The sequence below is a fragment of the Streptomyces sp. NPDC050636 genome (genome assembly GCF_040654775.1).
In the GTDB taxonomy this organism is placed as follows: domain Bacteria; phylum Actinomycetota; class Actinomycetes; order Streptomycetales; family Streptomycetaceae; genus Streptomyces.
The window spans coordinates 1-21,689 of record NZ_JBFAIP010000101.1; the positions used below are offsets into that span (position 1 = coordinate 1).

Below are 21,689 nucleotides of genomic sequence, written 5' to 3' on the forward strand. Positions count from 1 at the left end.
GGCCGCCCCGCACGGACTGTGCGGGGCGGCCCTTCGACGTCTGCTGACGGCGTGTCGCAGGCGCGTCCTAGCGGACCGGTGCGCCCTGGCCCTGCTGCAGGGTGATGCCCACCGCCGCCGCGTAGTTCGACAGCACCAGCCGGCCCACCGCGCCGTACGCGCCGAGCGCCTCCGCCGACGCACAGCCCGCCTCCGCCGCAGCCGCCCCCAGAAGGCCGTCGGCGATCTCCGGGCCGATCAGGTACGGGGCCAGCGCCAGCTGCTGCGAACCGGAGCCGCGCAGCTGCTCGGCCGTACGGGAGATGGCGCCCTCCTCGTCCAGCGCGGCGGCCAGCACCGGCACCGCCAGCCGTGCCGAGAGCAGCATGCCGGTGATCCCGGCGGCCTGCACGGCCTCCTCGCCGCCCACGGTGGCGAGGATGATGCCGTCCGCGGCAGTGGCGACCGTGAACAGCCGCGCCCGGTCGGCCCGCGCCAGACCGGCCTCGGACAGCCGGACGTGCAGCGCCTCCGCGAGCAGCGGATGCGGGCCGAGGACATCGGTCAGCTCGGCGCCCGAACCGCTGTTCATCATGGCTTGGCGTATCCGGCGCAGCAGCGCGCTGTCCGGGCCGGCCAGCAGCGGCACGACGACCGCGGCGGGACCGGGCTGTGCGTTCTGTCCGCCGGCGCCCTCCCGGGCCTTCTGCTCGGCCGCGGCCTGAGCCAGCACGGCCTCCAGGGACGGGAACTCGTCGTCACCGCCGTCCACATAGCCGATCCGGGCGTCGAGGCCGGGCAGCTCCGAGCGGGCGATGCTGGAGACCTCCTCCGCCAGGCTGCGCGAGGCGGGGGTGGGGGTGCCGGGCACGGCGAGCACCAGGGCGGGTGCGCCCTCGGGTGCGGCGAGCGGCTCCGGCTTGCGGTGGCGGCCGGACTGCCGCGCGCGCGGCATACGTACAGGCAGGCCGGGTGCGGCGCCAGGGCTCGTGGATTCGGCGTGAAAATGGGGCGAGCCAGGTGCGGGCCCAGTGGGGGAACTCATGGCGCCGCATGCTAACGCCTCGGACCACTCCGGCGCCGAGGGAGGGCTCGGTCGAGAGGTATCCGTCCCGATTTATCCCGCGCGTCACGCCGGGCTAAGCCCGTACAGGCCGTGTGATCTGCAACAACTTCGGATCGGCGGGCAAAACCAGGCGGTTTCCGGCGAGCGCCGCGGCGATGGCCAGAGCCCCGTCGAGGGGGCTTCCCACGGCCTCCGTCAGGAGGGCGTCCGGCAGCCGTTCGGCGAGCGCCGCGCGCAGCGGGGCCAGCAGTGGCTCGCCGATACGGAACAGGCCGCCGGTGAACGCCAAGGCGGCGGACCCCGGAGGGCAGACCGCGGCCGCGGCGTCGGCGATATGGTGCGCGGCATCGCGCAGGATGCCCCCGGCCACCTCGTCCTCGGCGGCGCACTGTGCGACCTCCGGGGCGAACGAGGCCAGCACGGCGGGCCGGTCGGGCCGCGGATAGAGCGCGCCGGGCAGCCCGGTGACCGGCCCGAACATCGCCTCCGCGCGGGCCAGCAGAGCGGTCGAGCCCCCCGGCCGCCCGTCGTACGCGCGCATCGCGGCCTCCAGCCCGGCGCGGCCGATCCAGGCGCCGCTGCCGCAGTCGCCCAGCAGGTGGCCCCAGCCGTCCGCACGGCGCCAGCCGGTCGCCGCGGTCAGGTCCGTGCCCAGCGCGATCATCCCGGTGCCCGCGGCGACGACGGCACCGGGCCGCTGCCCCAGGGCGCCTGCGTACGCGGTGACGGCATCCGCGGCGAGAGCGAGGTGCCGGGTCCCGAACGCGGTGGCCAGCGCGGCGGGCAACCGGGCGCGCAGATCGTCGCCAAGGCTGCCCATCCCGGCGGCGCCCACACAGCAGGCGGCGAACCCGTCCGCACCGGTCTCGCGACGCAACTCCTCGGCGGCGGGCAGGAGTTGGGACAGCAGATGCTCCGCGTCGATACCTGCCGGGCCGGTGCGTACCGGCTCGCCCGAGGCGTACGTGGCCAGCGGCCCGGCCTCCGGGGCGGCCGCGCGGGCGACGGCGATCCGCAGCCCGGATCCGCCGGAGTCGACCCCGATGACATGGCTGCCGCAGCTGCCATGACTGCCGTGGCTGTCCTGGCTGTCCTGGACGCTGCCTCCGACCGGGGGGATGCCGGCGGCGGCCCGGTCCGCTGGGGTGCCCGGCGGCTCACCCAAGGCCGCGGGCGTCCTGCTTGAGGGCGGTGTCGACGGTCAGTGCCGTGGCGACCACCAGGCTCAGCAGCGGGTCGGGCAGCTGGCGGTGGATCTGGAGCACGTAGTTGTCCGCGGTGGTGAACATCGTCTTGGCCAGGCCCTCCCAGGTCTTGGTGATCCGGGCGATCTCGGCGTCGGTGTGGTCCACGATCGCGAAGTTCCACGCGCGCCAGTTCTCGGCCTTGATGGCGCCGATCTGCTGGCCGTTGACCATGATCGCGAAGTTGATCTTTCCGATGGCGTTCTGCTGCACGATCTCGCCGACCGGCTGGCCGTCCGGACGCTCCACCAGCACCTTGGACTTGATGATCTTCGCGGGCCGGGTCAGCACCAGTTGCGGCTGGCCGTGCGCGTCCCGGATCTCCAGCTTGTGGGTCATGTACTGATCCAGGCTGGAGACGATCCGCAGCACCTTCTTCGCAGTGCTCTGGCCGACCTGCACCACCGCCCCGAGGGTGTTCCCGTGCTGGTCGAAGACGGTGTACTCGTTGGTGACCTCGATGAGCTTGGCCTTCTGGTTCACCACCAGAACCGGCTCGGTGAACAGCGTGCTGCCACCCGGCCCGGTGGGTGTCACTCCGGCCTGCTGCTGCACCTGCTGCTGGATGCCTGCCGGATTACCGCCCGGCTGCCCCGGCACCTGCGCCGGCGGGTACGGCTGCTGCATCGGCTGGCCGGGCGCCTGCTGCTGGGGGTAGCCGTAGCCCTGCGGGCCATAACTCTGCTGGCTGTACGGCGCGCCGCCCTGCTGCTGCCCCTGCGGCGGGACCTGAGCCGACTGCTGCTGCGGCGCCTGCTGCTGAGAGGCTTGCTGCGGCACCTGTTGTTGAGAGACCGACTGCTGCGCGGGCTGTTTGGCCAGCTGGGGCGCCTGGCTCTGCGCCGGCGTCTGCTGCTGGCCCGGGTGGGTGTTCTGGGTCCACTGAGAGCCGTCCCACCAACGGAGTTGGTGGGGGGTGCCCTGCGGGTCGGCATACCAGCCCGCAGGGATGTTCGCATGGGTCATGCGGGAACACTATCGCCCGGTATCAGGGCAGCTTCCAGTCCACGGGCTCCGCTCCCTGGCGCGCCAGCAGCTCATTCACCCGGCTGAAGGGGCGCGAGCCGAAGAACCCCCGATCGGCGGACATGGGGGAGGGATGCGCCGATTCGACGACCGGCAGATCGCCGAGCAACGGCCGCAGATTGCGCGCGTCGCGCCCCCACAACACCGAGACCAGTGGACGGCCACGTGCCGCCAGTGCGCGGATGGCCTGCTCGGTGACCTCCTCCCAGCCCTTGCCGCGGTGCGCGGCCGGCTTGCGGGGCGCCGTCGTCAGCGCCCTGTTCAGCAGCAGCACGCTCTGCCGTGTCCACGGGGTGAGGTCGCCGTTGGACGGCCGGGGCAGCCCGAGGTCGGAGTGCAGTTCGCGGAAGATGTTCTCCAGGCTCCCGGGCAGCGGGCGCACATCCGGCGCCATGGAGTAGCTCAGCCCGACCGCATGTCCGAAGGGTTGGAGATGTGGTTTCTCGACCGAGAGGTCTGACCTGTGGCGATGACGGAAGCTGAATGGCTTGATCACTGGACGCAGCGAGCGCCGCTGCTGTCCGACGAACGTCTGCGTGACCTGACGGAGCGACTGTTGGAAGAAGAAGAGGAGTGACGGGGCAACTTATCCCGGGCCTGGGACGCTTGGGTCAGCGGAATGGATCGGTTCCGGTTCGGTTCATGGTCAACGGCAAGCTCGTTCATGGCAGGGCGCGACCGCGATCTTCGCCTCTCGGATCGGGAATGCTTGTCGCTGACTGCGGGTCGCCATCGGCCCCTGGAGCGATCGCGACCTGTTGGTGCCTTGTGGGCTGGCCGGGCCAGTGGGTGTCGTGACCAGCCCTGAAGGGCTCGCAACGCACCTTTCACGAGCGGTTCGGGCAGCTGGACGCCGGTTGTCACAGTCCTGGAGGGGACGCACGTGATTCATCCGGGTGCATTCGGCACGGCCGTGCTCCTCGCCTCTTGGGGAGGTGCCGGCCGGACGCTGTCATCCAGGACGATCAGTCGGCTGCCGGGTTGTCGGTGCTCCTTGGAGGGTGTCAACTGCGCGTGGTCGAGGGGCAGCCGTCTGTTCTGCGGGCGCCGATAGAGTGACGTGCTGTGGCAGCACTACCGTTGAATGAACTTGTGGAGCCCGGGTGGGCGGAAGCACTGCAGCCTGCGGCTGGGCGCATCGCGGCGATGGGGGACTTCCTACGCGCTGAGATCGCGGCCGGCCGCACCTATCTGCCGTCTGGGGCGAACGTCCTGCGTGCCTTTCAGCAGCCCTTTGATGAGGTGCGTGTCCTGATTGTGGGACAGGATCCGTATCCGACTCCAGGGATGGCTATTGGGCTTAGTTTCGCTGTGGCTCCCGACGTACGTCGATTGCCGGGCAGTTTGGAGAACATCTTCCGTGAGTTGCAGGCGGACTTGGGTGTGGGCCGACCGTCGAACGGTGATCTGACGCCTTGGACGCGTCAGGGGGTGTTGTTGCTGAACAGGGCTCTGACGACGGAGCCCCGCAAGCCCGCCGCGCACCGTGGCAAGGGGTGGGAGGAGGTGACTGAGCAGGCTATCCGCGCTTTGGCCGCGCGTGGTAAGCCGCTGGTGTCTGTGTTGTGGGGGCGTGACGCCCGTAATCTCCGGCCGTTGCTCGATGGTTTCCCGGTGATCGAGTCTGCTCACCCTTCCCCGATGTCGGCGGACCGTGGTTTCTTCGGTTCACGGCCTTTCAGCCGTGTGAACGACCTTCTGGTCCGGCAGGGGGCCCAACCGGTGGACTGGCAACTGCCATAGGCCGCAGCCGCTGCCAGTTCGGGATCGGCGCGGCGAAGGTGAAGCTCCGCGGCAGAGGGTGCCTGACGGGCGTTCGCCCAGTTCGGGTGCCCTTTGCGTGTGCCTAGAAGAACCCCAGCTTCTTCGTCCGGCCGGAAACGGTACCCCTTGTACGACGGCGCCGTCTCAGCCTCCACCGCAAGCCCCTCCCACAAACGACCCACACCAAGATCATCTCGTGCCCCCGCAGACGACTTGATAGCGCCGGCCTGTCTGATTGTCGCGGTGCGGCCGCCGCGATGGTGGCCGACGCGCTCGTCGTCCCCGAAGAAGCCGGGGCGACCGAGCCGAGGCACTGGCACAGTGGCAGCAGTGCATTCTCCGGCACGAGGTGGAGCACGGCGGCGGCCGCTCCCGGTGGGCACCTTGTGTGGTGCCCTGAATGTCAGCCCTTCCGCGTCGGCGGCTTGATCAGATACAGCCGTCGGGCCAGATCTAGGGCGCTCAGCAGCACCCAGGCCCCGTTCCAGCGGACTTCATGGTGCTGCTGCCACGCCTCACCGGTACCGTTCGGGTCGGCGGTGCGTGCCCGCAGGACGGCCTGGGACCCCTGGTCCCAGCTCGTGATCTCGTCCGAGTGGTTGCGCACGACCCAGTCCCGCCCGCCACGGATCGACTGGGCGATCTGCGCCGGAATCGCCTGGAACCGCGCCCCTTCGGCCAGGGACACGGCCAGTGTGTTGACCGCGTTCTCCAGCGTGTGGGTGCTCGTGTTCGGGTCGTGATGGTAGAGGTCGTGCACCGCGTCCCGCAGGCGGCTGCGGCTGACGGTGATCCGGGGGAGTCCTCGGTAGTTGACGCCCCAGCCGAAGTGCTCCCTGCGGACGCCCGGGTACACGGCGCCCGGGATCATGTCGACCGTGCGGCCGTTCCGCTGCTCGGTGAACGTGTAGAAGACCGGGCTGTTCGCGTCCCTGTCCTCCACGTAGATTCCCAGCAGATAGCTGTCGGACCGGCGGAAGACGGCTCGGACCTGGCGGCCCTCGATGAACTCGTCTTCGGTGAACCGTCCGATGTAGACCGACTGAAAGGCGGTGGGGTCGGGGTTCTCGATCAGGTGGCCGGCACCGGGCCGATGGGTGCTCTCCTCCCCCAGCATCGCGTTGCGGAGGATCGCGACCGTACGGGTGTAGAGCTCGGCGAAGTCCTCGTTGTCCGTCGCTGCCCTCGGTTGCGCCTGCTCCTGGGGCTGAGCCTTGGGCCTGGCGCTCTGCTCCAGTGCGGTCGGGGTCGATGCGCCGTAGCTGACCGCACCTCCCGCGCCCAGCGTGCCCGCAAGCACCGAAATCACCACCGCCGTGCTGACCAACCGTCGTCGCACCGGCCCGCGTTCGGTCCGCTCTGCCCTACGCGTCATCTCTTCTCGGCTTCCCATGTCAGGCCCAGAACTCGAACTCGGCCTGCAGCGTGCCCTTGGTGACCCGGCCCCCGTCGCTCCAGTAGAGGACCTTGTACTCAGCGCCCTTCGTCAGCTTCGCCTGGATCAGGGTCGAGCCGTACGCGCCGCAGTGGTCGTTGCCGCAGGCCCAGTCCCACGTGACGCGCTTGCCGTTGGCGTCCTGGATCTCGATCCAGTCCCAGCCGTTGTACGGATCCCGCCCCGAGGGCGCCATCCACGTGACGCTGACGCCGGTGAGGTGGGACTGGTACCACCAGCCTCGGTACTGCGCCGGCGACACCTCACTGATCAAGTAGGTGGTGTTGATCTTGCCGGGCTCCGCCCCGGGGTCCCCGGGGCCCTCCTTCTTGTCCATCGGCGGCTGCCAGTGCTCACGCGCCGAGTCGCCCGCCGGAGCTGCCTGCACAGCGGCCGTCGTCGACTTCCCCGAACCCTGCGATGCCGCGGAAGCGGTCCCCAGCGCCACCACGGACACACTCACGAGCGCCCCGGCCATGACCGCGGTCCGCCACCGGGGCGCGTTCGCCCCGGCGTATAAGGAAGAGACTCTGTCTTTGCCTCGCGTGCGGAACAACATGCGTACTCCACCTTGCCGTTGATCGGTGATCGATACACCGGAAACGCTAGGGAGCCACCATCAACGTTCTTTTGACGACCGCTCAACGCGCACGTTCGCGAAGACGCGCACGTTCACGAACACGAGGCATGAGGCCGGGGAGCCTTTGGCGCGACTCAGGCGGCGACTTGCCGGTCGCGGGCCGGTCGAGGGCCGGTCCACGGGAATACCGCCTCGCCCCCGCCGCGTTGTGGCCCCGCAGGGGGCGCTCGCACCCCCTAGGGGATCTGTTCCCCTGACCCCTGATTGAGCCCCCGCCCCCGGCTAGTCCTCCGCCCCCGGGCCCGCCCGCAGCGGTACCTCGCGGATCAGCCAGGCGGCCGCGAAGGTGACGGCGCACTAACCCGTGACTACCGCGGCTTCCACGTCCAACCCCGCCGCTGGGTCATCGCTGGGTCATCGAACGCACCCTCGGCTGGCTCATGCACCACCGCCGCCTGGCCCGCGACTACGAAATCCACCCCCACCGCTCAACCGCCATGATCCAACTGGCCGCCATCAACCTGATGACCCGCCGCCTCACCCACGAAACCGCCCCCGCAGGCAACTTGATAGCGCCCATGCCTCTGCTGCTGGACGCAGCGATGCCGGGCCGCCTTGTTTTCAGCGCGTGCGAGCACGCGGGCGCGACGGGCCGCCTGGCTGCGGGTAGACCTTTGACTGCTTGACGCTCCCGAAGGCGAAGCTGGATTCGATCGACGTGATGCCGGGGATGGCGTGGATCTGTGTGCGCACGAGGACCTCGTACGCCTCCAGGCTTTCAATGACGACTCTGAGCAGGTAGTCGCTGCTGCCTGCCATCAGGTAACAGTCCTGGATGTGCTCGATGAGGCCGACGTGCTCCTCGAAGACGTTGACGGCCTCAGCGGTGTGGCGTTCCAGGCGGACCCGCACGAAGACGGTGATCGGCAGGCCGAACGCGACCTGGTCCACCATGGCCGTGTAGCCGGTGATCAGGCCGGACTCCTCCAGGCGGCGTACCCGGCGGAGACAGGGCGAGGGCGACAGCCTGACCCGGTCGGCGAGGTCCTGATTGGACAGCCGCCCGTCGGCCTGCAATTCGTGGATCATCTGGAAATCCACAGCATCCATCGTCACTCCGTCGCTTCCTAGGCCACGCTTTTTTGGCAGATTCTGCCCCCACGCTAGGGCTGAGGGGCAGAACTGGCAATCGGCTGCCCTGCTGCAAGCTCTAGCGTTGCCTTCAGACGAAGGGTCGCTGTCGGTTCCCCCCGAGCAGCTCCGAGCGGGAGGAATTTTCAGTGGTCGTCACGAACACGGCCGGGCCGTCAGCCGCCGGGACGGGGAGCGGCTCCCCAGCGCACGCCGACCGGCGCAGGGCGGTCTCTCCGCAGGCGGTGGCTCTGCTGGCACTGCTGCTCACCGTCGGCATCTGGGCCGGGTTCGCGCTGAGCGCCCGTGCCCTGAGCGCCTCCACGCTGCTGCCCGCCGACGCGGCACTGCTGCGCTTCGGTGTTCCTCTCGTGGTCCTGGCGCCCGCCCTGTGGCGGCGCAGGGGCCGGCTGGCCGCGGTGCGGCCGGGCCCGGCGGCGAAGATCATCTGCGGTGCGGGGGTGCCGTTCTTCCTCGCGGCGATGTACGGCGGTTCGCTGACGTCGGCCGCGTTCGTCGGGGCGATCGTCCCCGGGATGGTCCCGCTGTTCGTCTCCGCCCTCATGGTCGCGGGCGGGAAGAGCGTTCCGCGCGGTACGCAGTCGGCCGGGCTGGTGCTGATCGTGGCCGGGGTCGTGGCGCTGGTCTGGCGCTATACCGCGGCGCTGGACGCGGACGTGCTGCTCGGTTCGGGCACGCTGCTCGTCGCCAGTGGGCTGTGGGCCCTGTACACGGTGGGGCTGCGGGAGGTGGACCTCGACCCCGTCGGTTCCATCGGACTGCTGTGCCTGCCCTCCTTCGCCGTCATCGCGCTCCTGGTCATGGCGGGAGTCCTGCCGACCGGTCTCGCCCGGGCGGCCGGCGGCGACATCGTGTTGTTCCTCGTCGTCCAGGGGCTGGGCGTCGGCCTGTGTGCCGGTCTGCTGTACGCGTTCGCCATCCGCCGGCTGGGGCCGGAGCGCAGCTCGGTCGTCGGCAGTCTCAGCCCGGTCGCCGTCGTCCTGCTCGCCATTCCCCTGCTGGACGAGTCGCCGACCCTGCCCGTCCTGATCGGTGTCCCCCTCATCGCCACCGGCGTCGCGCTCGCCAACCGACGCCCCCGAACCGAGGTTTCCCCCGATGCTTGAGCTTCTTCCCGCCCCGCCCGCCGACCCTCTGTGGGACCTGGAGGCGGAGTTCGCCGCCGACCCGCGCCCCGAGCGGCTGAACCTCGTCCTCGGCGTCTACCGTGACCACACCGGGGCCACTCCTGTCATGACAGCGGTCAGGGAGGCCGAGATACGCCTGGCGGAACGCTCCGTCTCCAAGGAGTACCGAGGGCTCTCGGGCAACACCGCCTTCAACCGGGCCATGCTGTCCCTGGTGCTGGGCACCGAGGCGCTGACCGGACGGGCGACGGCCGTCCAGACCGTGGCGGGCACCGGAGCCCTGCGCCTGCTCGCCGATCTCGTGCGCCAGACCCGCCCGGGTACCACGGTGTGGATCAGTGACCCCGCGTACGTCAATCACCGGCCGATCCTGGAGGCCGCCGGTCTCAAGATCCGGACGTACGGCCGGCTCGACTCCGCGGGGCTCCCGGACACCACGGGCCTGCTCGATGACCTGAGTGCCGCACGACGCGACGACGTCGTCCTGCTCCAGGGCTGCTGCCACAACCCCACGGGAGTCGATCCGTCCCTGGAGACGTGGGAGGAGCTGGCCGCACTCGCCGCGGCGAACGGCTGGGTTCCCTTCGTCGACCTGGCCTATCACGGCCTCGGCGACGGCCTCGACGCCGACCTGCGGGCCACCCGGATGCTGGCCGACCGGCTCCCCGAGGTCCTGATCGCCGTCAGCTGTTCCAAGAACTTCGGCCTCTACAGCGACCGCACCGGGTGCGCGATCGTCCTCGGCTCGTCGCGGCAGACGCTGCGGCACGTCGAAACGGCCCTGCAGAACGCCGCGCGGACCCTGTACTCGATGCCGCCCGAGCACGGCGCCGCCGTCGTCACCACCGTCCTGGAGGACGAGCGGCTGCGGGCCGCATGGCGGGCGGAGCTCGACGTCATGCGCGACCGGATCGCGGCCAACCGGGCGGACCTGGTCGTCCATCTCAGCGCGCTCGGCTGCGGCGAGCAGGCGGCGTCGCTCGCACGGCAGAAGGGCATGTTCTCGATGCTGCCGCTGACACCGGACCAGATGCGCCGGATGCGCAGTGAGTTCGCCGTCTACGGCACGGCCTCGGGACGCATCAACATCGCGGGCATCTCGGCGCACCGGATCCCGCTCCTGGCACAGGGCATCGCCACTGCCCTCGAAACGGCTCGCGTCGCCCCGTCCGTCTGAGGGCCCGGGCGCGAGCACGGGGAGACCAACTCCGCCGGGTAGCGGGACACGTCGGGAACAGCGGGAACAAGCGCATGTCCCGGCGTGGGGTAGGGATCCTGTCCGACGATGAGCACTCGCACTTCGTCGAAGGGCTGTTGGAAGGCGCGCAGAACATTGTTGCCGGCCGGCAGGTACGTACGTCCCGCGGCGATCTCGGCCCGCAGGAAGTCGACCATTGAGGCGATCCGTCCGGCGACGGGCTCAAGTGCCTTGGCCCAGCCCGGTTCGACGATGTCTTGAAGAGTCGTGAAGCCACGGGATCCCCCTACTGGCCGAACGCCGTTCCCCTTGATCGATGGCCTGCGATTTCCCCTTCCGACGCATCCGTCCATACCGACCAGAGACCTCAAGGAGACCCCAAGGAGATCCCAAGGGGACCCCAACGGATACCCCAAACGGTTACCCCAACTGCGGCCCCACGCCGAAGCGTTGCGCGCTCTCGCATCACCCCCCTGCTCAGCTCGCCCCGCTCACCCCATGGCGGCCGCCCGTACGCACAGCACATCCGGCAGATGGGAGGCGAGCTGCCGCCAGGTGTCGCCGTCGTCCGCGCTGGCGTACAGCTCGCCGTTGCGGTTTCCGAAGTACACCCCGGCGGGGTCGGCGTCGTCGACGCACAGCGCGTCTCGGAGCACCGTGCCGTAGTGGTTCTCCTCGGGCAGCCCGTCGCTCAGCGCCTCCCAGCTCCCGCCCGCATCGCCCGTGCGGTAGACCCGGCAGCGGTGGTCGGCCGGCACCCGGTCGATGTCGGCGGTGATGGGGAAGAGGTACGCGACATTTCCCCTGCTCGGGTGGGCGGCCACGGCGAAGCCGAAGTCCGAGGGCAGCCCGCTGCCGATGTCCGTCCACCGGACGCCCGCGTCATCGCTGCGGTAGACGCCCCAGTGGTTCTGCAGATACAGCCGGTCGCGGTCCACCGGGTCCTGCGCGATCTTGTGTACGCACTGGCCGAACTCGGGGTGCTGGTCCGGAAGGAAGACCGCCTTCACGCCGGTGTTCGAGGGCGTCCAGTTGGCGCCGCCGTCGAGGGTGCGGAAGACCCCGGCCGCGGAGACCGCGACGGTCACCGCATCGGCGTCCCGCGGGTCGGTGATCACCGTATGGACGGCCAGCCCACCGCCTCCCGGCATCCATTTCTCCCGGCTGGGGTGGTCCCAGAGCGGCCGCACCAGCTCGAATGTCTCGCCGCTGTCCTCTGACCGGAACAGCCCGCCCGGCTCGGTGCCCGCGTAGACCACATCCGGGGCGGCCGGGCCCGCCGGATGCAGCTGCCAGACCCGCTCCAGCGAAGTCCCGGTGTACTCCGGGTACTTGACCGCCGGCCGGGACGGTTCGTGCCAGGTCTCGCCCAGGTCGTCGGAGTGGAAAACCGACGGGCCCCAGTGGGAGCTGTCCGCTCCGGCCAGCAGCCGGGGCGTCGTGCGGCGGGTGTCGATCCCGAGGGAGTACACCGCCTGCGCGGGGAAATGGGGCCCGCTCAATGCCCAGTCACCATGCCGCCTTCGGCCGATGAAGAGGCCTTTGCGGGTTCCCACCGCGAGTAGTACATCAGTCATGCCGGAACACCTCCGGGACGCCGTTGTCTCAGGTAGTGGCCAGTTTGCACCCGACCACTGACAACGGCGTTCCGGAAGGGTATCCGTGCAGGTCAGCAGGGTTGGAAGGGTTAGATGGCCCGGTGGTACGGCAGCGGAATGTGGACGTCGGCACCCAGTTCGCGGGCCGCCTGCTGGGCGAAGCTGGGCGACCGGAGCAGTTCCCGGCCGAGCAGCACCGCGTCCGCCTGACCATCCGCGATGATCTTCTCGGCCTGCCGCGCCTCGGTGATCAGGCCGACGGCGCCCACCGGCAGACCGGTCTCCATCTTGACCCGCTCGGCGAACGGCACCTGGAAACCGGGCGTCGCGTCGATCTTCGCGTCCGGTGCGTTGCCACCCGTGGAGGTGTCCAGCAGGTCTATGCCGTGCGCCCGCAGGTCACCGGCGAACCGCACGGTGTCGTCGGCCGTCCAGCCCTCGCGCCCGTCGTCCTCGTTCTCGCTGAGCCAGTCGGTCGCCGAGATCCGGAAGAAGACCGGAAGGTCGTCGGGCCACACCTCCCGTACGGCGTCCACGACCTCCAGCGGGAAGCGCGTCCGGTTCTCGTACGAGCCGCCGTACTCGTCGGTGCGCCGGTTCGTGAAGGGGGAGAGGAACTCGTTGATCAGGTAGCCGTGTGCACCGTGGATCTCGGCCACCTCGAAGCCGGCCGCCAATGCCCGGCGAGCCGTCGCCGCGAACTGCGCGACAAGCTCACCGATCTGCCCCTTGGACAGCTCCTCGGGCGTCGCGGACTGCTCGTTGAACGGCACCGGGCTCGGGCCGACCGGCGCCCACCCGTAACCCTCGCCCGGCAGCAGCGCGCCGCCGCGGTTCACCCATGTCCGCTCGGTCGACGCCTTTCGTCCGGCGTGCGCGATCTGGATGCCGGGCACCGACCCCTGCGACTTGAGGAATCCGGTGATGCGCCGGAACGCCTCGGTCTGCGTGTCGTTCCACAGCCCGAGGTCAAAGGGGCTGATGCGCCCTTCCGGGCTCACGGCGGTCGCCTCGGTGAGGATGAGCCCCGTCCCGCCCGCTGCCCGTGCGGCCAGGTGCTGGAAGTGCCAGTCGCCGGGCACGCCCTCCGCCGGCCCCTCCGGCGCGGCCGAATACTGGCACATGGGCGCCATCCAGAGGCGGTTCGGAATGGTCAGCGAGCGAAGGTTGATCGGCTCGAACAGTGCGCTCACGGCAGGCTCCTGTACCTGAAGGCGGACGGGCTCCGGATGGGCCCACGCTCATACGATAGGCATCGTATTACGGTGGTTGTCAAACTACGATGAACCTCGTACAAGGGGGTGGGTGGGGAGGTGGGCGTGCTCGCGCAAAGGGTGCCGGTCGCGGAGGGCCGTCGAACTACGATGCTTCTCGTACAATGGGCCAGTGAAGTCAGCGCGGTCAGCGCGGTCGGCGCAATCAATGGGGCCAGTGGGAGCGGGAATGCCCCGGAAGCACTGAAACCGAGCCGCGGAAACCGAGCCGCTGAAACTGAGCCACTGACCTCGCTGAAGTCACGACATCCATCGGCACCCAGCCGCCGCGCCGCACGTCAGGAGCCGTCATGCCGACCGATACGACGTCCATGGGCGCCCCGTCCGGCTCCCGGTCGCTGGAGCACCCGGCCCGCGAGGACATCCGGCTCGCGGATGTCCTGCATGCGCTCGCCGACCCGATGCGGCTGCGGATCGTCTGCGCGCTGGCCGCCGCCGAGGAGGAGCTGAACTGTGCGGACATCGAGCTGCCGGTCAGCAAGTCGACCTGCACCCACCACTTCCGGGTGCTGCGCGAGCACGGCGTCATCCAGCAGATCTACCGCGGTACGGCCAAGATGAACGGGCTGCGCCGGGCCGACCTCGACGCGCTCTTCCCCGGCCTGGTCGACGGCGTCCTCCGGGCGGCTGACCTGCAGGCCCGCCGACTCGGCGAAGCCGGCGATTGAGCCCTCCGCGCCCGAACCGCGCAGGGCGGGGGGCGGCCCGTCCGGCTCACCCCGTCGAGCGGGCGGCCTCCAACAGGCCCTCCCAGTCCGGCAGTTTGACCGTGCCGCGTCCCAGCTGGCGGCCCCACGCCGCCTCCGCGACCTCGATGCCGAGCCAGCCCGCCCATGGGACCGGCTGCTGTCCCGTCGCCCGTAGTGCGTCCACTGGGTCGTCGGCGATATCGCGCTCCGCCAGAGCGGTGGCATCCTCCAGGAGTGATGCCGCGGTCTCCTTGGCGCAGGGCCGGTTGGTGCCGATCACCCCCGTGGGGCCGCGCTTGATCCAGCCCGCGACGTACACGCCGGGGCAAGGCGCCCCGTCCCGCAGTACCCGCCCCGCCCGGTGCGGCACCGTCCCGGTTGCGTCGTCGAACGGCAGCCCCGGCTGCGGCGTCCCCCGATAGCCGACCGATCGCAGCACCAACTGGGCCTCGATGTCCTCGTGTTCGCCGGTTCCCACGACCCCGCCGTGCTCGTCAGGTACCGTCCGCTCGAACCGGACCGCGCGTACGCCGGTGGCGGCGTCCCCGACCATCGCGACCGGACGCAGGAAGAACCGCAGATGAATCCGGCGCGTACGCCCCGCCGACGCCGCCGACGCCGCCGACGCCGCCGGCCCCGCCGTCACGACGTCGTTCGACCGCTCCGCCCAGTCGCGCAGCACCTGGACGTTCCGGCGTCCGACGGCCGGCAGCCCACCGGGATCGCGGTACCCCGGATCCAGCGCCAGCTCCTCAGGCCGTACGAGCACCTCCGCACCCGGAAGGGCCCCCAGTTCCCGTAGCTCCTTGGTGGTGAACTTGGCCTGCGAGGGGCCGCGCCGGCCCACCATCCAGATGTCCTCGACACCGCTGTCGACGAGAGCGCCGAGCGCCCCCTGAGGCATATCGGTGCCGGCGAGCTCCGCCGCGCCGCGCGCCAGGATGCGGGCCACGTCGACGGCCACATTGCCCACGCCGATCACGACCGCGGACCGGGCCGAGAGCGCGAAGTCGGTGGCGGCGGCGTCCGGATGCGCGCTGTACCAGGCGACGAACGAGGTCGCCGAATGGCTGCCGGGCAGATCCTCGCCGGGGATGCCGAGATGCCGGTCGGTGGCGGCGCCCACGCAGAACACCACCGCGTGGAAGATCTCGCACAGTTCCTGGAGGCCCAGCCCCGGTGCCCCCACCTCCACATTCCCGAGGAAGTGCACCCGAGGGTGCTCCAGCACCGTCCGAAGGTTGTTCTGCAGCGATTTGATCTTCTCGTGGTCCGGTGCGACGCCGTAGCGGACCAGACCGTAGGGGCAGGGCAGCCGGTCCAGGACGTACACCTCGACGTCCGGCACTGCCTGCTGTTCGACCAGGGACTGGGCGGTGTAGACACCGCTGGGTCCAGAACCGATCACTGCGACACGAAGCACGAGAGGCCCCTTCCGCGGAGTAACCCCAGCATCGCACCGGCAGGCGTCCCGCGGGAGATGAGCTATCGGGGTTGCTCGCGGTGCGATGAGCGTGCCGCGCCCCTGGGGCGGGTGGGCTGGCGGCTACGTTTTCCTTGTGTCGGAAAGTGACTTTTATACCGTTAATAGCCGATATAAGGCCCGAGATGAGGTCTTGGAGTGGCCCGTCTGGGAGCTCCGAGGTCATGGCTCGGCCGCGCCCGCCCCCGAACCCGCCGCCCCTGATGATCCCGCCGGAACGTCCGGCCCCGACGCTTCGCCGCGCCGGATCGATCCGCTGGGGCCGTGGTTCAGCGCCCGGCTGACATTCGCCGACGGCGCCCGGATCGATGTCCTCGTGACGGTCTCCGACGACGGCCGTATCACCGTCGAGGACATGCGGGCCGATCCGCCCCTGACGCTCGACGGCCTTGCCGCGCTGGCGCGCTGGATCGAGGGCCCGTTGGACGATACGTGCCGGATGGCCATGGGGCGCCCGCGGAAGGACCGGCCGTCGCCGGGCCGGGAGGAGGGAGCGGAGCCGGTGGCGGACCCCGGCGTGGAGCCGGAGGCGGGGCCGGATGTGGTGACGCTCGCGGATGCGCCCACGGATATGGCTACGGCTACAGCTACGGCTACGGCTACGGCTACGGGCGTCGAACCGGTGGTCCCCCGTACGGGGGAAACCGAGGAGGCCGCGGCAGGGTCGGCCGAGGAGGAAACGGCGGCGCCCGCGGGGGGCGTCGTCCACGGCGACGGAGTGTTCTGTGGCGCGCTCGCCCGGCCCGCCGAGCCGCCCTCGGAGAGCGATCCCGGGCACGGCCCCGAGAACGCCCCTGAACCGTCATCGGCCACATGCCCCCCAGGGGACTCCGCAGCTTCGCCCGGCTCCACGGCTTCCGCGGAGAGCTCGGCCGCTCCCCCTGACGGCTCCGGCGCGCCGCCCGCTCCGTCCCCGTCCGCCGTCCTCACGCGATCGCGGGCCGGCGAGCGCCGCAGACTCGCCGCGGATGTGTACCGGGAGGCACAGCGGGAAGGCCGCGATCCGGTGCTGGCCGTCATGAACGCCACCGGCCGCAACCGCCGCAGATCACTGCGTCTGATCGCCGGCGCCCGGGACGACGGCCTGCTCACGCCACGCCACAACAAGCGCTAGCGGGCCCTTGCCGCCGCGGCTCCCTGCCGCTACGGCTCCACGGGGCCCCGGGTTCCCGTCCGCGCTCGCTGCCCACCGGGTGGTTCCTCATCCGGCGGGACTCCCAACTCCCAGTCCAGTCCGTACCGTTGGAACAGCTCGGCGCGCAGCCGGGCCTGCGGCATCTGCGCCCCCGGCAGCAGCATCGGCACCACCGAGCCCATCAGCAGCGCCCGCAGCAGGGGATAGTCGGCATCCGGGTCCGTCGATCCATACGCCACGACCGTCTCGCGCAGCAACTGGGCCAGCCGTTGCTGTTCGGGACACTGGATGAATCCCTCGGCCGTCAGGATTCCCGCCATATGCGTCCGCATCAGCAGCGGGTGGTCGCGCGCCAGCCCGAGGATGGCGTCGATGGCGCGTGCCATCAGCTCGCGCCCCGCGTCCGGTCCGGTCGGCCGCGGCTCGCGCTCCAGCGCCGCCTGGAGGGTGAGATGCATCAGCCGGTGCACGGCCGATTGCAGCAGCTGCCGTTTGCCCGGGAAGTAGTACGAGACCAGCCCGCGGGCCGCCCCGGCGCGCTGTGCGATATCACCGAGCGTCGTCGCCTCAAGCCCGCGCTCGCCCACCAGCTCGACCGTCGCCTGCAGCAGCCGTTCACGTGATCGCCGCCGCAATTCTTCATTGACCGATGCGCTGCGGGGGGACATGCTGTAACTCCTGCGTTGACTGGCTGAGAGCCAATATACTCAGCACAACTCCGGATGTCCGCCTACCCTGGGCGGAGAATCCGGTCAAACTGCCTGATTCGGGCGACGCGGGGGATCGCCCGAATCGGGTGGCAAACGCCCGGCCACCCCATCCGACGTAGGAATTCCCAAGTCGGACGGCGTGGCCGGGCGAATCGCTGCTTACGGGATCGGTCGCTCCGCGGCCCCCTCCCGCAGCGGACGCTGTTGGTAAATCCGGGACCTGCGTGACGACGGCCTGTACGACCCCGTTGGGGTGGTGCAGGCCGTCGTCGTGTTCAGGGGTGGGTTCGTGTCGTTGCGTGGGGTGGAGCTGGCGGAGATTCCGAAGGAGACGGTGCGGGTGGCACGTGCGGTGTTCCCGGCGGGCTGTCCGGCAATGCGGATGCGTGACGTGCTCGGGCCGGTCTTCGTCGACGCTGACTTCAAGGAGTTGTTCCCGGTGCGGGGGCGTCCGGCTGTGTCGCCGGCCCGGCTGGCACTGGTGTCGGTGTTGCAGTTCGCGGAGGGCCTGACCGACTGGCAGGCCGCGCACGCGGTCCGCTCGCGTCTGGACTGGAAGTACGCCCTGTCGCTGGAGCTGACCGACACCGGCTTCGCCTTCTCGGTGCTCAGCGAGTTCCGTACCCGGTTGGTTGAGGCGGACGCGGGCCGATGGGTCTTCGACGCGGTGCTCCAGGCGGCCGGGGAGGCCGGACTGGTCAAGGCGGGCAAGCGGCAGCGCACGGACGCCACGCATGTGCTGGCCGCGACCAGGGACCTGAACCGGCTGGAGTTCGTGGTCGAGACCCTGCGGGCCGCGCTCAACGAGGTTGCCGAGGCGGCCGGGGACTGGCTGGCGGCACTCGCGGCACCGGAATGGTTCGACCGCTACTCGGCCCGGCTGGAAGACACTCGTTTCCCCTCCCGGTGGGCCGCCCGGGTCGCGCACGGCGACCAGTGTGGAGCCGACGGAATGATCCTGCTGGAAGCTGTCTGGTCGCTCTCGGCTCCGCCTGGCCCGCGGAGCCTGCCCGCAGTGGAGTTCCTGCGCCGGACGTGGGTGCAGCAGTTCCAGCACACCGACGGCGTCTTGCGCTGGCGTGAGTTGAAGGACCTTCCACCCAGCCTGATCCGCTTACGCACCCCGTATGAGCCCGAGGCGAGGACCGGGGCCAAACGGGATCTGGGCTGGTCCGGCTACAAGGTCCACCTCAGCGAGACCTGCGAGCCGGACGCCCCGCACCTGATCACCCACATCCACACCACCCCAGCACCGGTCAATGGCGATGCCGTCCTGGAAGACATCCACACCACCCTGGCCGGGCGCGGCCTTCTGCCGGACGAACACCTGGTGGACGCCGGATACATCGACGCCGAGCAGATCCACCACGCCCGCCGTGATCACCGAATGGAGCCAATCGGACGGGTCAAACCGATCAGCTCACGTCAGCAGGCGGTATCGGGTCACTTCGACAACACCCGCTTCACCATCGACTGGGACCGGCACACCGTCACCTGCCCCGGAGGCAAGCAGAACACCATCTGGCGTGAGACCACCAGCCATCGGGACACACCTGTCACCCGCGTCAAGTTCCCGGCCCGCGAGTGCGGCCGGTGCGAGCTGAAGACGTCCTGCACAGACTCGGTCCATGGCCGCTCGCTCACGTTCCGGCCCCGGGCCGAGCACGAGATCCTCCAACGAGCACGGGCCGAGCAGGATACCGAGCAGTGGCGACGGCGTTACGGCCACCGAGCCGGGGTCGAAGGCACCATCTCCCAAGCCGTCCAGGCGTTCGGCCTGCGCAGATCCCGCTACCGCGGCCTCTTCAAAACCCGACTCCAGCACCACTTCACCGGCGCCGCCATCAACCTCGCCCGCCTCGATGCCTGGCTTACTGGCAGACCCCTCGCCCGCACCCGCACCTCACCCTTCGCAGCCCTCCGCCCCACTGGATGAGATCCAGCGGGGCGGATTTACCAACAGCGTCCGGATCGGCAGGGGGCTTCAGCGGCCATGGATCAGTACCAGACGGCGTCCGTCCGCCCGCTCGGCAGGTTGCAGTCGACGACCCACGCATCGCCGCCGCTGTCGCTCATGCAGCCGCCGGTGGACTTGTTGATCAGCAGCACGTAGCCGTGGAGATAGAGGCTGCGCCACTGGTAGTCGTTGTCGTGGACGGTGCACGGCTCACCGTCCACGGCACCCGCCAACGTCTCCTTCAGGCACTGCCCGGTGGCCACGTTCTTCAGCAGGAAGTAGCCGTTGCCCAGGCCCTGGACATCCCACTTCTGCCAGTCGTTGCCCCAGCACGGCATCGTGCGCGCGCTGTAGCGGTAGCTGTAGTCCAGGCAGTTCAGGCTCTCGCCGTTTTTGAAAGCCTGCACCGCGGAGGTGCGCGGCGGGGCTTGCTGTCCGGCCTGTGCGGGGGCTGCGGTCAGGCCGAGCCCGGCGCCGAGCAGCAGGGCCGCGGCTATGCGGGGCCATCGTCGGAGTGCTGTGCGCATGGTGGTGTCCTCCCGTTGTCCCGGACGCGGTGTCCGGGATGCGCACAGTCTGGCGGCTGCCCCGGTAATGGTCCATACGGCGCAACAGTGAGCTGGCCTACGGGAGTTGGGGTATCGAACTGGCGACCAGTTTCATGCCCCGTGGAACGGCCGCCCGCTCGACCGCACCCGCGTCAGCCACCTCTCCCGCCTCGGCCTCTCCCTCACAGCATGAGCCCCTGACGAGCCAACAGGATCGGTGACACGTTCGTTAATGGCACCCGGGGGTTACGGGTGGCCGGGTGGTCCGGCCCGCACTCTTGATGCGGCCCTAGACACAGGCCTTCGCGGGCGGCGTGATTGGTTCGGGCCCCGCTCCGACGAACGTGTCGGCCCAGTCCCGTACCGCCCGCTGGTACGGGACGGTGTTGGTGGCCAGATTCAGGTCGTGGCCCGCCCCGGGCTGGACGTATGTGTGCAGGCAGGCCGCAGACCCGAAGTACGGGTCCTCCTGGGCCTTGAGTGCCGCCGCGCTGGCGCAGTTGCCGCCCAGGGAATCGCAGAAGTATCGGTCCTGGTCGCCGACGGAGACCAGGACCGGGTGCTGGATCTGACGGGAGTACGGCAGGAGTCCGGCCACGCCGAGACCGTCGGCCGCCTCGGCTGCGCTGAACACGTCCTTGGTGGCCTCATCCGTGGCGAGCACCGCGGGGTCGGTGGTCCCGGGGGCGTAGAAGTCGGTGCCCCGGGTGCCGGGCCTCGTGGTCAGGTACCCCGGGTCGTAGAATTTTCCGGCGAATGCCGGGTCCAGGGCCGCGGGGTAGAGGGACGAGACGAAGATGTCCACGAGGTTCTGGGCGACGATCCGGTGGGTGATGCCTGTGAGCACCACGGCGTCCGCGTCGTTGTAGGTGCCCGCTTCGATGACGCTGATCAGCGAGCCGAGCGAATGGCCGCCGAGGATGACCTTGCGGAAGTCCGTGCCGCCGATCCGGCCGCCGCGCAGGGCCTGGATCACCTGGTGCACGGCCCCGGCCTGGACGGATGCGGTGACCAGGGCGCTGGGCGGGCGTGAGCTCGCGCCGGTTCCAAGCCGGTCCACGACGAGCGTGGCATAGCCGGCATCATTCATGGCCTGGCGGAAGTTGTACGTCTGGGGTTGGTACGGGAAGTCCCAGTAGGTGTGGTTGTACGTCCCGCCGGGCACCAGCACCATCACCGTGTCGGCCGTACCACCCGCGGGCACGCACAGGGTGCCGTGCATCGTCGCCGACACGACACCGGTGACGGGGATGTCGGCGCCCTGGCACGAGGCCGGCGCTGCCTGCGCTGTCCCGCTGGGCACACACATGGCCAGCAGCGCGGCCAGCCCGAGAACACACCGCGCTAGCACATTATTTCGAAAGCGGGTCACATATGCCTCCACGTTCCGTAGTACGGCAGCCAAGGGCTGCCGACCTGAGCCGAAGACAGAAACATGCAGGCCACAGGTCTGCCCCCTACCATCCCGAGGGCTTCAGCAGTCATCGGGAGGAGCGCTCCCACGCGTGCGGGCCCACCGGGCGATCAACACACTGCGCCCGTAGTGGTCGGTTGACCAGAGCAGGCGAGGGGTTGTGCAGGGGGGCGCGCCCGGCGCGCATGGCAAGTGCGAGGCGTTTGGGGGAAACGGTTTTGGGTTTGGGCCCCCAAAAGGGGCGGGACACAAACCAAAAAAAAAAACCCCAACAAAGGCCGCGCACAACAAGCCCCCCAACAAACACCGC

17 protein-coding genes and 5 pseudogenes are annotated in these 21,689 nt (G+C 70.0%); 8 read left to right on the top strand and 14 right to left on the bottom strand.

Annotation, left to right across the window (positions count from 1 at the left end):
• Positions 1-67: 67 nt before the first annotated feature.
• The 4 genes and pseudogenes from AB0I10_RS35060 to AB0I10_RS35075 form a co-directional block, all read right to left on the bottom strand.
• Positions 68-934: a hypothetical protein gene (locus tag AB0I10_RS35060; protein ID WP_363156763.1), complete on the bottom strand. Its 867-nt coding sequence runs from the start codon at positions 932-934 to the stop codon at positions 68-70.
• A gap of 184 nt (positions 935-1,118) precedes the next feature.
• Positions 1,119-2,090 carry a BadF/BadG/BcrA/BcrD ATPase family protein gene (locus AB0I10_RS35065; RefSeq protein ID WP_363156779.1) on the bottom strand — a complete coding sequence of 324 codons (972 nt, stop codon included), beginning with the start codon at positions 2,088-2,090 and terminating at the stop codon, positions 1,119-1,121.
• 112 nt (positions 2,091-2,202) lie between these two features.
• On the bottom strand, positions 2,203-3,255 hold the full coding sequence (locus AB0I10_RS35070; protein ID WP_363156764.1) for a phospholipid scramblase-related protein: 1,053 nt from the start codon (positions 3,253-3,255) through the stop codon (positions 2,203-2,205).
• 22 nt (positions 3,256-3,277) lie between these two features.
• Positions 3,278-3,736, bottom strand: a pseudogene (locus AB0I10_RS35075) (uracil-DNA glycosylase); the annotation flags it as partial.
• Positions 3,737-4,380: 644 nt separating this feature from the next.
• On the opposite strand from AB0I10_RS35075, the gene AB0I10_RS35080 reads away from it, so the two are divergent.
• Entirely contained in the window at positions 4,381-5,058 is a 678-nt protein-coding gene (locus AB0I10_RS35080; RefSeq protein WP_363156765.1) for a uracil-DNA glycosylase, read from the top strand.
• A gap of 424 nt (positions 5,059-5,482) precedes the next feature.
• On the opposite strand, the gene AB0I10_RS35085 is transcribed toward AB0I10_RS35080, so the two are convergent.
• Both AB0I10_RS35085 and AB0I10_RS35090 read right to left on the bottom strand, forming a co-directional pair.
• The gene (locus AB0I10_RS35085; protein ID WP_363156766.1) at positions 5,483-6,454 is read right to left on the bottom strand and encodes a ribosome-inactivating family protein; all 972 of its coding nucleotides are present in this window, start codon (positions 6,452-6,454) and stop codon (positions 5,483-5,485) included.
• Positions 6,455-6,473: 19 nt separating this feature from the next.
• Positions 6,474-6,992: a hypothetical protein gene (locus AB0I10_RS35090; RefSeq protein WP_363156767.1), complete on the bottom strand. Its 519-nt coding sequence runs from the start codon at positions 6,990-6,992 to the stop codon at positions 6,474-6,476.
• A gap of 474 nt (positions 6,993-7,466) precedes the next feature.
• Between AB0I10_RS35090 and AB0I10_RS35095 the strand changes: the two are divergent.
• A pseudogene (locus AB0I10_RS35095) lies at positions 7,467-7,651 on the top strand (IS5/IS1182 family transposase); the annotation flags it as partial.
• Positions 7,652-7,715: 64 nt separating this feature from the next.
• On the opposite strand, the gene AB0I10_RS35100 reads toward AB0I10_RS35095, so the two are convergent.
• Positions 7,716-8,204, bottom strand: coding sequence for an Lrp/AsnC family transcriptional regulator (locus tag AB0I10_RS35100; protein WP_363156768.1), 489 nt, complete (start codon positions 8,202-8,204; stop codon positions 7,716-7,718).
• 170 nt (positions 8,205-8,374) lie between these two features.
• Here AB0I10_RS35100 and AB0I10_RS35105 point away from each other — a divergent pair, with 170 nt between their 5' ends.
• Positions 8,375-9,352, top strand: a complete 978-nt coding sequence (locus AB0I10_RS35105) for a DMT family transporter (RefSeq protein ID WP_363156769.1) — start codon at positions 8,375-8,377, stop codon at positions 9,350-9,352.
• A complete protein-coding gene (locus tag AB0I10_RS35110; RefSeq protein WP_363156770.1) occupies positions 9,345-10,550 on the top strand; it encodes an aromatic amino acid transaminase in 1,206 nt (401 codons plus the stop codon). The genes AB0I10_RS35105 and AB0I10_RS35110 overlap by 8 nt, the downstream gene beginning before the upstream one ends.
• Positions 10,551-10,618: 68 nt before the next feature.
• On the opposite strand, the pseudogene AB0I10_RS35115 reads toward AB0I10_RS35110, so the two are convergent.
• The 3 genes and pseudogenes from AB0I10_RS35115 to AB0I10_RS35125 all read right to left on the bottom strand — a co-directional run.
• Positions 10,619-10,768: pseudogene (locus AB0I10_RS35115) on the bottom strand (uracil-DNA glycosylase); the annotation flags it as partial.
• A 294-nt stretch (positions 10,769-11,062) separates the two neighbouring features.
• Complete coding sequence (locus AB0I10_RS35120; RefSeq protein ID WP_363156771.1) at positions 11,063-12,148, bottom strand: exo-alpha-sialidase; 1,086 nt, start codon at positions 12,146-12,148, stop codon at positions 11,063-11,065.
• A 110-nt stretch (positions 12,149-12,258) separates the two neighbouring features.
• Complete coding sequence (locus AB0I10_RS35125; RefSeq protein ID WP_363156772.1) at positions 12,259-13,362, bottom strand: NADH:flavin oxidoreductase/NADH oxidase; 1,104 nt, start codon at positions 13,360-13,362, stop codon at positions 12,259-12,261.
• Positions 13,363-13,733: 371 nt separating this feature from the next.
• On the opposite strand from AB0I10_RS35125, the gene AB0I10_RS35130 reads away from it, so the two are divergent.
• Positions 13,734-14,111 carry a helix-turn-helix domain-containing protein gene (locus tag AB0I10_RS35130; protein WP_363156773.1) on the top strand — a complete coding sequence of 126 codons (378 nt, stop codon included), beginning with the start codon at positions 13,734-13,736 and terminating at the stop codon, positions 14,109-14,111.
• 46 nt (positions 14,112-14,157) lie between these two features.
• On the opposite strand, the gene AB0I10_RS35135 is transcribed toward AB0I10_RS35130, so the two are convergent.
• Positions 14,158-15,555, bottom strand: a complete 1,398-nt coding sequence (locus AB0I10_RS35135; protein ID WP_363156774.1) for an FAD-dependent oxidoreductase — start codon at positions 15,553-15,555, stop codon at positions 14,158-14,160.
• An 85-nt stretch (positions 15,556-15,640) separates the two neighbouring features.
• On the opposite strand from AB0I10_RS35135, the pseudogene AB0I10_RS35140 reads away from it, so the two are divergent.
• Together AB0I10_RS35140 and AB0I10_RS35145 are read left to right on the top strand one after the other, a co-directional pair.
• Positions 15,641-16,123: pseudogene (locus AB0I10_RS35140) on the top strand (DUF6214 family protein); the annotation flags it as partial.
• Positions 16,124-16,489: 366 nt separating this feature from the next.
• Positions 16,490-16,729 (top strand): annotated as a pseudogene (locus AB0I10_RS35145) (DUF6214 family protein); the annotation flags it as partial.
• A gap of 29 nt (positions 16,730-16,758) precedes the next feature.
• Here the strand turns inward: AB0I10_RS35145 and AB0I10_RS35150 are convergent.
• Positions 16,759-17,418, bottom strand: a complete 660-nt coding sequence (locus AB0I10_RS35150; protein ID WP_363156775.1) for a helix-turn-helix domain-containing protein — start codon at positions 17,416-17,418, stop codon at positions 16,759-16,761.
• A gap of 331 nt (positions 17,419-17,749) precedes the next feature.
• Here AB0I10_RS35150 and AB0I10_RS35155 point away from each other — a divergent pair, with 331 nt between their 5' ends.
• Positions 17,750-19,396, top strand: coding sequence for an IS1182 family transposase (locus tag AB0I10_RS35155; RefSeq protein WP_363156776.1), 1,647 nt, complete (start codon positions 17,750-17,752; stop codon positions 19,394-19,396).
• Between the two features lie 62 nt (positions 19,397-19,458).
• On the opposite strand, the gene AB0I10_RS35160 is transcribed toward AB0I10_RS35155, so the two are convergent.
• Positions 19,459-19,944, bottom strand: a complete 486-nt coding sequence (locus AB0I10_RS35160; RefSeq protein ID WP_363156777.1) for an RICIN domain-containing protein — start codon at positions 19,942-19,944, stop codon at positions 19,459-19,461.
• 310 nt (positions 19,945-20,254) lie between these two features.
• Positions 20,255-21,337, bottom strand: a complete 1,083-nt coding sequence (locus tag AB0I10_RS35165) for an alpha/beta hydrolase (protein ID WP_363156778.1) — start codon at positions 21,335-21,337, stop codon at positions 20,255-20,257.
• Positions 21,338-21,689 lie beyond the last annotated feature (352 nt).

What these genes read in the sequence shown, in the direction of transcription:
- AB0I10_RS35110 (WP_363156770.1), top strand. Translation starts at nt 9,345, where the DNA reads ATGCTTGAGCTTCTTCCCGCCCCGCCCGCCGACCCTCTGTGGGACCTG.
- AB0I10_RS35085 (WP_363156766.1), bottom strand. Translation starts at nt 6,454, where the DNA reads ATGACGCGTAGGGCAGAGCGGACCGAACGCGGGCCGGTGCGACGACGG.
- AB0I10_RS35070 (WP_363156764.1), bottom strand. Translation starts at nt 3,255, where the DNA reads ATGACCCATGCGAACATCCCTGCGGGCTGGTATGCCGACCCGCAGGGC.
- AB0I10_RS35060 (WP_363156763.1), bottom strand. Translation starts at nt 934, where the DNA reads ATGCCGCGCGCGCGGCAGTCCGGCCGCCACCGCAAGCCGGAGCCGCTC.
- AB0I10_RS35160 (WP_363156777.1), bottom strand. Translation starts at nt 19,944, where the DNA reads ATGCGCACAGCACTCCGACGATGGCCCCGCATAGCCGCGGCCCTGCTG.
- AB0I10_RS35120 (WP_363156771.1), bottom strand. Translation starts at nt 12,148, where the DNA reads ATGACTGATGTACTACTCGCGGTGGGAACCCGCAAAGGCCTCTTCATC.
- AB0I10_RS35090 (WP_363156767.1), bottom strand. Translation starts at nt 6,992, where the DNA reads ATGGCCGGGGCGCTCGTGAGTGTGTCCGTGGTGGCGCTGGGGACCGCT.
- AB0I10_RS35100 (WP_363156768.1), bottom strand. Translation starts at nt 8,204, where the DNA reads ATGGATGCTGTGGATTTCCAGATGATCCACGAATTGCAGGCCGACGGG.
- AB0I10_RS35150 (WP_363156775.1), bottom strand. Translation starts at nt 17,418, where the DNA reads ATGTCCCCCCGCAGCGCATCGGTCAATGAAGAATTGCGGCGGCGATCA.
- AB0I10_RS35130 (WP_363156773.1), top strand. Translation starts at nt 13,734, where the DNA reads ATGCCGACCGATACGACGTCCATGGGCGCCCCGTCCGGCTCCCGGTCG.